This window comes from Vibrio sp. Hep-1b-8 (genome assembly GCF_006124995.1).
In the GTDB taxonomy this organism is placed as follows: domain Bacteria; phylum Pseudomonadota; class Gammaproteobacteria; order Enterobacterales; family Vibrionaceae; genus Vibrio.
In genome coordinates this window covers 1-7819 of record NZ_QEWN01000039.1, presented here as the reverse complement: position 1 = coordinate 7819, position 7819 = coordinate 1, and the positions used below count along the sequence as shown (strand labels likewise).

Sequence of the window (7819 nt, the reverse complement as noted above, 5' to 3'; positions counted from 1 at the left end):
CCATATGGTAGCCGATTATAAGTTGTTCTTGCGTCCAAATTTTTCTCCTATAAACCTAACGCTTGTTAGACGATAAGTTGTCGTTTTTCATCCTTAGGGTATGCGGTCATTTTCATACTAACTCAACTGATAATCAATAAGTTATGACACATGAAGGGAAATTAGACTGCAAGATGTCACCTAATGACGGGAGTGAACAGTTATCAAATCAATCGAATAAGTTTTAGTAGGGTAAACGCCCGCCCTCTGAATTGAGTAGAGTATTTAATCTAAGAAAATTGGGGCACAATCGTCTTACGTTTCAGTCGCTATCCATTGTGTTCTCAGTAACAATCCACCGTCTCTTGGGGCTAATAATGTTAAAGCAGCATCGATATTAACTTCCCTAAAATGAACATTCTCAGGCGCATTTTTAAAGAATGATCTAACGTCAGATTCTGCTTGAATGAACCCCAGAATAACAGGAGTCGGAATACTAAGATTCCGTAACTTTGCCGTATCTCTCAAACACGATTGTAGTCCCATGTTATCCCCCAATTTTCGGAACTTAATTTCTATTCCAACAAATACAGGGCAGTCGTATAGATGGACATCAAAACCTTTATGATTACGCACAGGATGAAACGGAGCCTTTTCAATATCAAGGAGAGCAATATCTAGCCGACTTAGGTACTCAGAATTAACGATAGAAATATCATATTCATTCAGAGAGTTACCGCCTCCAGCGATCCTTAAGACGTCTGGAATAGCATGACGAAGTCGAGTAAAAAGCTCGCCTTGTATGTCTGATTCAAACAAATATCGAAAAGGATTACTTTGAAACTGCCGCAGGAAGCTCAAAACCTCGGAGTTCAGTGTTTGTAGGTTATTAGCATTTGAATTAAACATATGCGACCCTGCATGCAAATAGGTTGTTTTAGCTAACTCGATGACTATCTGGCTACTCTACTGGCATAAGAAAAAATAAGTCAATTAACACGGGGATGAAGTGTGGTGTTAGCTTTATATAACAAGAAATGGGGCAAAGGTGAGTTTGCTGCGAACTTTTCTAGCTGTGTACTAGCGGACAAGGGTTTGTATCGGTTCTAGTTCGAAGGGAGAGCAAGGCGTACCTTGATGGTACTTCAATTGCCAGCAAGTACCGGTGAAAACCCAAATGGAACAACGTTTAGCATAGTTACTAATTTCTCCACACTCATTTACCAAAGCTGACTCGTACTTTAGTAGCTGAACCGACGGCTCAAGTTGGATACATTCATATTTCTGCGAATGAACTCGGGTGTTTGACGGCTTTTCTGTTGTCATCATTGTGATGACAGAAGCAAAGTCATAAGAGTTCCCAGACTTACCTATTTCAGAAAAACCAGGATGAATTAAACGTTCAATATCCGCTTTATTTTGGCGTGTTTCATATTGGTGTAATTCAATCTCTTGCTCTACGAGAACATCCATTTGACCTCCAAAATATACAAGACTGTAACAACTGCTATCAAACACATAATTAGCTATTAGAATAAGTAGGTCAATAACCGCCTATGTAGCTAGTCAAAAATTTAGGGATAAATCAGAATGGGCAGAAATGCTTTAGCTTAACGCCCCTCCGAACGACTTGATTTAGATAAAAAAGGCGACCCTAAGGTCGCCTTTGCGTTTCTAAACCACCGCCTTCATGACGGTGGTGACGACTTTTCCTATCACCGCGAACTCGTTGAGTTTGTCCTCGTTCACGATGAAAGAATCATATTCTTCTTTGTTGTCTGAGATGACTTCATAGCCTTCTGCCATAATGTTGTACTTCAGACGTTTAATGTAGACATGTTTACCGATACGAACGACGTACACGCCGTGCTTAACTGGGTGTTCTAATCTTCGAATATCGACAAGAACCTCATCGCCATCACTTAAGGTATCGTCCATTGAGTCGCCGTGACAGATAATGATTCTGGCGGTTTCTTCTGTTAATCCGAAACGCTTTAGCCATTCACATGGGAGGAACTCAGTGCGAAGTTGAAACTCAGCATCGTTCAATGTGCTAAAACCGCAAGCTGCATAGACGTTATAGACGGGAACAGCACACATATTTTCAATTTGAGAGACGGCATTCACGGTTTTTACGTTTGCGATTTCCGTCACATTATCAGGAATAACGTCATCACCATACTTTGCGCGTAGTTCAGCAATCACTTCTTCATCAAAATTTGAGATGTGATATTCAAGCCCAGCGCCTCTTCCGCTAGCTCTGCGGGATATCCAATCAGCTTTTTTAGCTTTTTGACTGAAACCTTGAGGGGTCGTTGGAAACCCAGCTATTCCCTGTAAATCCGAAGTTTTAAACCATTCGCGCACGAAAAACCCTTAAAACAAACATTGACCAATCTTATTATTCCGATCTATCATTCCAACAAAATCCGAGAAAACTCTAGATAATTCGAGAAAATCCACATAAACAGCAAATCTTAATGTGGTTTTAGACCGATTAACACCGATTCACCAATGTATCACATGCTCGTCTCGGCGTGTAGTGATGTAGGGCACTGATTATGAATACAAAATATGCACTCCATGCTCGTTTTGGCACACCGATTGTAGCGTTGGGCGATATTTGCGAAGAGTTCTTCCATATCAACGCCGAAACCGCCAATGGCAAAGCAAACAGCCAGTCTTTACCAATTCCCACTTTCCGAATGGAAGATCACAAACGCAGCCCGTTTATGGTTCACCTTGATGACCTCGCTGATCTGATTGATTTACGTATTCGCGCTGCCAAGCATGAGTTCACTATTCAAGGCAAACTTTCCGATGAAGAGATGCAGATTGTCCAGAAGTGGCAATGGCTCCATCAAAATCAAAGGCAAGCCCGACGCAATAAACGTAAAAAACGCCTTAAAGAAGTAAAGAAAGAGCTTGGTAAGGAAGCAATGAATGATGCCGCTCCATTAAGTAAGAGGGACGAACTATGAACCAACCATTCATGACCACCATCGCTTGTCCGTATGTCGTGGTAGCGCCCCCTAGAGATAAGACGCTGATCAATATAGTGGCGATAACGGAAATCGCCGCCCGCGAAGCGATGGTTCAGCTCGGCTAACTGAACCCTTACGCGTTGTAGAGAGTATCCGATATAGAAGCAAACCAAACAATGTGCGTCTTTTTGGCGGATGTACAACATAAGTACAACGAGGCATGCAGCTTGTTTCGCCAACGTCACCGCAATGAGCTCACAGAGATAGCCAACACCTATCGCCTACAAGCAAATATGCTACGCAAGCTTAACCTGGTTAGCGCTCATATTGCGCCAAGTAGCGAGGCAAAAAGCTTCATTAAACGCGCTCTAAACAACTCCATTCTCACAGGGGAGATTTCGCCCTTCGTTTATTTGGTGATGTCGCCCACAAGCGCCACAACCAGACCTTTGAACCCGAAGTCACTCCGCTTGGCAAGTTTGACTCGTTAGAGTCGGCAGTTGAACAGGCTGGCGGTTACATTGTAATGGATGCACAGGAGCTTACAGCGGTATGAAAGTTTCAAAAATACATTCCAGCGAGCGAGGCTTAGTGGCCAAGGATTTCTGCGCTGTTGCTCGCGCATTAGACAGTGTGGTTCACCACCCTCCCTGCGTGTTCATTAAGTCTGATACCAAGGGTGACTTCTTAGGCTGGGCGATTTCGGTGTTTAGCCCAGCACACCGTGAAGCCATCTATCTGCTATCGCACGGTAAGGAGTTAGCGCTCTTCCCTACCCTTCAGGAAGCAATGATGTTCTTGAAAGAGGAGCACATTTTCACATTCAACGTGAGTTCGGCAAGTTGAGGGAATTATGAGTGAAGATATGGCAGGTATGGTCAAATCCCGATCCTTCTAAAACAGAACGGGCACGTTTTCTACTTGCGCAGCGCGCATTGCTTAGCATCTTACCAGCACTCAATCGAAAAAATGCGACTGATAAAACTTCGGCGTGACCGCTATCTTCTTCTTAAACTGGCGTTGGAAATGGGCTTGATCGGAGAAGCCGAGCTCTAAAGCGACGTCCGCAATCTCTTGCCCAGATTTAAGCATCACCTTAGCGCGTTTGATCTTCTCATCCATCAGGTAAGCGTGTGGTGACAGGCCAAAATGATGTTTAAACGCTCTTAGTAACTGGTATCGACTCATCTGTGCTTCTTGAGCCAATTGCTCCAACTGATGTGAATAAGAAACATCATCAAGTAACTTCTCTTGAACACGTTTTAGCTGTAATGAGGGTGATTGCTTATTGTGGATCAGGCTTGTACCAAATGCAGTTGCAACGAAATCATACAGACGCGACTCAACCTGAAGCTGACTCGCTTCTCGTTGAAGGTCATTAAACAGGGCTAAGTAGCTTTGCTTAATACGAGGCTCACGCTCAAGTGGATGACAAAAAGGAGTATAATCATCGCTGTAACCACTCCGGTGATGGCCTAGGATCTCTTGCTGAACCTTTCCCATCTGTTTGGTATCAACAAACAACATACTGTAGGACCAGGTGCCAGCTTCGGGGTTGCAGGAGTGAACATCGGCCGGATTGATGGTCACAATGTCACCTTTACCAATGTGGTGAGTTGTTTGATGATTACGATAATCCGCACGCCCTTGCTGAATGATGCCAAATGAAAACTCATCATGCGAATGCGCTTCATAACAGGCGGTGCTTTGGTTAGCGATACGTAACTCAATCCAAGGTAATACCGTGCTCTGTTTGAAGTTGGCACTTTTATCTATCTTCATGCGCAGCTCCTTTGCGCTCCTAATACCAAATCATGCTAACAGATGCACCTAGAATAATCGCCATAGTACGATTAAAAACGCGTTGTCTGTTAGGTTGCGATAAATAGCGAGCAAAAGCACTGCCGGTCAGAGCCCACAGCCCTACACCAGCTAAACAGCACACTAAAGAAACGGTAGTAAACGCCCATAACCACTGCTGCTGATCTACCTGACCGACGACATATAAACTGACGCCAGACATCGCAACCAGCCACGCTTTAGGGTTGAGTATTTGGGTGACGGCCCCAAGCCACCAGCCAGAGCTACTCGCCTCAGTGCAAGTCAAATGACTCACAGGTGCAGTAAATATCTGATAGGCAAGATACAACAAGAAAAAGCTTCCCGCCCAACGCAGTCCGACTTCCAGTACTGGCATCACCTCGACGAGGAGGTGCATCACGCTGCCAGACAAAAACACGACCAGCGCGTAAGCCAATGACGCGCTGACGACCAATTTGAACGCTTCCCTGCTTCCTCTTTGAACAGCCGTGGTTGTCGCCAAAAGATTTACTGGCCCCGGTGTGGCGGCCCCAACAAAGGCAAAAGCGAGCATCGCGATCAATACACTATTCATGGTGTTCTCCTCTATTACCTGTCCAAGGTAACCAATCGCACCAGAGAGTTATTGAACGATATTGCAGTATCTAAAGAAACTAAAGGGCCTACTGGATGTAGCTGAATGAGAAATCACTGACACGTTAACTGGCAATGGCGGTTATGTTAGGCGAACACAGGTCATTGTCGCCGCGTAAGTGATTTGTGGACAAGAGTAAGTCAATGATTATCCCGATTAGATAAACATAGATTAAGTTAACTATTGTGAACGACTGAGACACAGGCTTAGTGAGAATACAATCAACCCATTTTAAGCGATTAATTTTTATTAATATATCGCTCAGCATTTGCAAATAACTTATCACATAATTTTTTATGAGTAAGATACTCCGAAGAACCTTCCGTCATAGACTCGAGAACTTCTTTCGCTTCTTGATACTCTTTTACCATTGCAGCAAATCGTTCTTCGAAGTTATTTTTCTGTGCTTTTTTGCTTGATTTTTTAACAGGTTTTCTCATATATCTTCTTACCTTATAGATCCCAAAGTTTTTTCTCTTCTCGTTCTAGCAATATGTTTTCAATTCTTTTTCTGATCTTATGAATATTGTTAGAACTTTCATCCGAACCAGTGCTTTTACCTTTGTCCGGTTTGGGGGTAGTACCCTTCGCTGGCTTTTTCAATTCTCAATCTCCTTCTCTATTTTGGATATAAAAATCGCCCAAAACCTTCCCGTACGAATCTTTAATTTGACCAGAACTTTCAAGTTCACAAAACGAAAAACTCAGGTCAAAATCGCTAGTATTTAATCTAGGAAGAATATGACGTTTTAGTACATCGCTGTTTAACTGATGTATGGGAGAAGACCAAGAAATCTCACCATGATGAAGACAAAATTTTATAACGAACAATTAGGTTTATGTCCTTTGATTGTTCTCTGTTCACGAAGAACATAATACCAATATGTCTTGCGATTATTTTTTCGAGTCATCTGACTCCTTATTAAATTTGAAGAAAAAAGATCTCCGCTAAGAGGGAGATCTTTTAGAAAGAAATTACACTAAAGTAACATTACCAGCTTGTGGGCCTTTGCTACCTTGCTCAACATCAAAAGATACCTTTTGACCTTCAGCTAGTGTTTTGAAGCCTTCGCTAACAATTGATTTGAAATGAACGAATAGATCAGCGCCACCGTTGTCAGGAGCGATAAATCCAAAGCCTTTAGTTTCGTTAAACCATTTAACTGAGCCAGTTGTTTTATTTGACATAATATATCTCGATACATTGAATGAATTATAAAGAAAGCTACTAAATAAGGAATGAAGAAAAAGGTATCGCAGGATAGATATGACGAATTTAATCGAAAAACTGAGAAGATCTTGAACTAAATATATTATTAATAGCTCACCGTTTGAGCTGACGACACTATACACTATGTGTACATAATAGATATGTATTTCTTAATTTAATTTTATATCAAATGAAATCAATGAGTTAACACATCAAATCAAGCAAGATGTTAAGCCCTGTGCGAGTTCCTCTCTTGAATCAGGTAGAAGTAACTGGATTTGCACAACTCTGGCTTGAGTAAGAGATGTCGTGAATATTGAGTGGCTTACACTTTGAACCAAGATTTCATTTATCCCTTATTGAATTGTGTAAACCTGCACTCTGGGTGATTAACCCCTATGATAGTTAGATAGCCAGGGCGACCGCATGAGTGTTTAATTTTTACCCACCGCGTTTAGGCCTTCACTCAAGACCGCCTCTAGCATCGCTGTGTTCATCATACAACGCTTCTGTTTTCCAACGATACTGAGTTTAGTCGGCTCTGTGCGCAACATATTCAACCCTATATGGCGAAGGCAAGCTAGGTTTTCGGCTCCGTGGTCTTTATAGATTTGGCAGGCATCCTCAGCCATCGTCACATCTAAGACCCAGTGCATTGACTCGATACCCCAGTGCTCCCTTACTGCGCTTGCCGCTTGCTCCGCACTCAATTGCTTTGAGCTGATGTAGTATCGATACTCTAGCTCTGCTACTTTGCCTTTATGGTAACGGAAGTTTTCCACCATAATGACCGATTTTAATCCTTTCCAACGAGAGAAGTTACCTTCGAGCGTTTCGCTGCTTAACACATAGCTTTGACGGACTTCAATACGGCCGTGACCCTGCTCGATTTTGATATTTTTGGGCTTTGATGCTCGTTGTTTTGCAAAAGCCTGCTCTACTGCTTTGCGTAACTTTCCTTGATTATTTTTAACCGCAAGTAAGTAGTCAGCATCTTGTTCGATGATAGTTTTGGCTACTTCCGTTTGGCATGCCATCGCATCAATTGTGACTAGAGCGCCTTTGATATCAAGAAGTTTGATGAGCTCAGGTATTGCTGTGATCTCGTTGCTCTTTTCTTCTGTTTTGAGCTGTCCAAGTACGAGCTTATTGGACGAAGCGTAGGCGCTAATCATATGGATAGTACTAGCT

Annotated in this window: 12 protein-coding genes; 3 read left to right on the top strand and 9 right to left on the bottom strand. The window is 42.6% G+C overall.

The window, feature by feature from the left end; all coding sequences use genetic code 11:
* Positions 1–294: 294 nt before the first annotated feature.
* From DA100_RS07890 to DA100_RS07880, 3 genes are all read right to left on the bottom strand, one after another.
* The gene (locus tag DA100_RS07890; protein WP_138971679.1) at positions 295–888 is read right to left on the bottom strand and encodes a hypothetical protein; all 594 of its coding nucleotides are present in this window, start codon (positions 886–888) and stop codon (positions 295–297) included.
* Positions 889–1059: 171 nt separating this feature from the next.
* Positions 1060–1452, bottom strand: a complete 393-nt coding sequence (locus tag DA100_RS07885) for a DUF4440 domain-containing protein (protein ID WP_138971678.1) — start codon at positions 1450–1452, stop codon at positions 1060–1062.
* A gap of 201 nt (positions 1453–1653) precedes the next feature.
* Positions 1654–2346 (bottom strand): S24 family peptidase, encoded by a 693-nt coding sequence (locus tag DA100_RS07880; RefSeq protein WP_138971677.1) that lies wholly within the window; start codon positions 2344–2346, stop codon positions 1654–1656.
* A gap of 194 nt (positions 2347–2540) precedes the next feature.
* On the opposite strand from DA100_RS07880, the gene DA100_RS07875 reads away from it, so the two are divergent.
* The 3 genes from DA100_RS07875 to DA100_RS07865 all read left to right on the top strand — a co-directional run bounded on the left by DA100_RS07875 (position 2541) and on the right by DA100_RS07865 (position 3809).
* The gene (locus DA100_RS07875) at positions 2541–2960 is read left to right on the top strand and encodes a pyocin activator PrtN family protein (protein WP_138971676.1); all 420 of its coding nucleotides are present in this window, start codon (positions 2541–2543) and stop codon (positions 2958–2960) included.
* Positions 2957–3088, top strand: a complete 132-nt coding sequence (locus DA100_RS21490) for a hypothetical protein (RefSeq protein WP_276608336.1) — start codon at positions 2957–2959, stop codon at positions 3086–3088. The genes DA100_RS07875 and DA100_RS21490 overlap by 4 nt, the downstream gene beginning before the upstream one ends.
* Positions 3089–3515: 427 nt before the next feature.
* Complete coding sequence (locus DA100_RS07865; RefSeq protein WP_138971675.1) at positions 3516–3809, top strand: hypothetical protein; 294 nt, start codon at positions 3516–3518, stop codon at positions 3807–3809.
* 111 nt (positions 3810–3920) lie between these two features.
* Here the strand turns inward: DA100_RS07865 and DA100_RS07860 are convergent, their stop codons facing one another.
* The 6 genes from DA100_RS07860 to DA100_RS07835 all read right to left on the bottom strand — a co-directional run.
* Positions 3921–4745, bottom strand: a complete 825-nt coding sequence (locus DA100_RS07860) for an AraC family transcriptional regulator (RefSeq protein WP_138971674.1) — start codon at positions 4743–4745, stop codon at positions 3921–3923.
* A gap of 19 nt (positions 4746–4764) precedes the next feature.
* Positions 4765–5358 (bottom strand): LysE family translocator, encoded by a 594-nt coding sequence (locus DA100_RS07855; protein ID WP_138971673.1) that lies wholly within the window; start codon positions 5356–5358, stop codon positions 4765–4767.
* Between the two features lie 299 nt (positions 5359–5657).
* Complete coding sequence (locus DA100_RS07850) at positions 5658–5858, bottom strand: hypothetical protein (protein ID WP_138971672.1); 201 nt, start codon at positions 5856–5858, stop codon at positions 5658–5660.
* Positions 5859–5871: 13 nt separating this feature from the next.
* Entirely contained in the window at positions 5872–6021 is a 150-nt protein-coding gene (locus DA100_RS20900) for a hypothetical protein (RefSeq protein WP_171052167.1), read from the bottom strand.
* A gap of 372 nt (positions 6022–6393) precedes the next feature.
* A complete protein-coding gene (locus DA100_RS07840) occupies positions 6394–6606 on the bottom strand; it encodes a cold-shock protein (RefSeq protein ID WP_138971670.1) in 213 nt (70 codons plus the stop codon).
* Between the two features lie 456 nt (positions 6607–7062).
* Positions 7063–7819: ISAs1 family transposase (locus DA100_RS07835; RefSeq protein WP_138971669.1), on the bottom strand; the 757-nt coding region annotated here is incomplete at its 5' end.